The 1497-nt window shown below is 56.4% G+C and carries 1 rRNA gene; it reads right to left on the bottom strand.

The annotated features are described in order from the left end of the window. Nucleotides 1–1497: ribosomal RNA gene (locus ACFU3E_RS38415) — 23S ribosomal RNA — on the bottom strand; the annotation flags it as partial.

The following is a 1497-nucleotide window of genomic DNA, read 5'->3' as shown; positions in this document are numbered from 1 at the left end:
AACCATCCCGTCGATATGGACTCTTGGGGAAGATCAGCCTGTTATCCCCGGGGTACCTTTTATCCGTTGAGCGACGGCGCTTCCACAAGCCACCGCCGGATCACTAGTCCCGACTTTCGTCCCTGCTCGACCCGTCGGTCTCACAGTCAAGCTCCCTTGTGCACTTACACTCAACACCTGATTGCCAACCAGGCTGAGGGAACCTTTGGGCGCCTCCGTTACTCTTTAGGAGGCAACCGCCCCAGTTAAACTACCCATCAGACACTGTCCCTGATCCGGATCACGGACCCAGGTTAGACATCCAGCACGACCAGACTGGTATTTCAACGACGACTCCCCCTGAACTGGCGTCCAGAGTTCACAGTCTCCCAGCTATCCTACACAAGCCGAACCGAACACCAATATCAAACTGTAGTAAAGGTCCCGGGGTCTTTCCGTCCTGCTGCGCGAAACGAGCATCTTTACTCGTAGTGCAATTTCACCGGGCCTATGGTTGAGACAGTCGAGAAGTCGTTACGCCATTCGTGCAGGTCGGAACTTACCCGACAAGGAATTTCGCTACCTTAGGATGGTTATAGTTACCACCGCCGTTTACTGGCGCTTAAGTTCTCAGCTTCGCCCCACCGAAATGGAGCTAACCGGTCCCCTTAACGTTCCAGCACCGGGCAGGCGTCAGTCCGTATACATCGCCTTACGGCTTCGCACGGACCTGTGTTTTTAGTAAACAGTCGCTTCTCGCTGGTCTCTGCGGCCACCCCCAGCTCGAACAGCAAGTGTTCTCACCAGATGTGGCCCCCCTTCTCCCGAAGTTACGGGGGCATTTTGCCGAGTTCCTTAACCATAGTTCACCCGAACGCCTCGGTATTCTCTACCTGACCACCTGAGTCGGTTTAGGGTACGGGCCGCCATGAAACTCGCTAGAGGCTTTTCTCGACAGCATAGGATCATCCACTTCACCACAATCGGCTCGGCATCAGGTCTCAGACTATTGCCAGGCGGATTTACCTACCTGACGTCCTACACCCTTACCCCGGGACAACCACCGCCCGGGATGGACTACCTTCCTGCGTCACCCCATCACTCACCTACTAACCGCTTGGTCCGGCGGCTCCACCACTTTCCTTTCCCCGAAGGGTCCGGAACGGCTTCACGGCCTTAGCATCACGATGCTCGATGTTTGACGCTTCACAGCGGGTACCGGAATATCAACCGGTTATCCATCGACTACGCCTGTCGGCCTCGCCTTAGGTCCCGACTTACCCTGGGCAGATCAGCTTGACCCAGGAACCCTTAGTCAATCGGCGCACACGTTTCTCACGTGTGTATCGCTACTCATGCCTGCATTCTCACTCGTGAACCGTCCACAACTCGCTTCCGCGGCTGCTTCACCCGGCACACGACGCTCCCCTACCCATCCACACAGGCGTTGGCCCTATTGTGTGAATGACACGACTTCGGCGGTACGCTTGAGCCCCGCTACATTGTCGGCGCGGAATC

It is taken from the genome of Streptomyces sp. NPDC057424 (assembly GCF_042803315.1).
Classification (GTDB): domain Bacteria; phylum Actinomycetota; class Actinomycetes; order Streptomycetales; family Streptomycetaceae; genus Streptomyces.
This window is presented reverse-complemented; position numbering and strand designations above follow the sequence as displayed.